At 56.1% G+C, this 435-nt stretch carries 1 pseudogene; it reads left to right on the top strand.

The features are described 5' to 3' along the window. Positions 1-250: 250 nt before the first annotated feature. Positions 251-435: pseudogene (locus CVM73_RS38860) on the top strand (MFS transporter); the annotation flags it as partial.

Genomic DNA, 435 nt, shown 5'->3' with positions numbered 1-435 from the left:
ATTCAAAACAGGGCCCGAGAGGACTTCAATTTTCCGGCGAGTGCAAGATTGAATCACGCGCCGGGATGTCAGGAGTGTGCATGGGGGAGATTGACAATCAGCGTTTCGAGGCGTTGAAGTATGGCGTGCAAGCCGCGATTTTGAGCCCCTTGCCGCCAACCCGATCCCGATCCCGCACATATACAGCTCGCCCGAGGTCTTCCGTGACCCGTCAACCACTATCCCGGCGAGTGGAAAGCCAGAACAACACATGTCCCAATCGGTTGAACGTTCAAAACGTCCGTTGATTGTTGCTTCCATCATGCTGGCAACATTCATGGTCGCCATTGAAGCCACCATCGTTGCCACGGCAATGCCGCGCATTGTCGGGCAGCTCGGCGGTTTCACCTATTACAGCTGGGTCTTCTCGGCCTTCCTGCTGGCACAGTCGACGAC

The organism is Bradyrhizobium forestalis (assembly GCF_002795245.1).
GTDB lineage: Bacteria > Pseudomonadota > Alphaproteobacteria > Rhizobiales > Xanthobacteraceae > Bradyrhizobium > Bradyrhizobium forestalis.
Note: the sequence above shows the minus strand (reverse complement) of the source record. Positions and strands in the feature narration are given on the sequence as shown.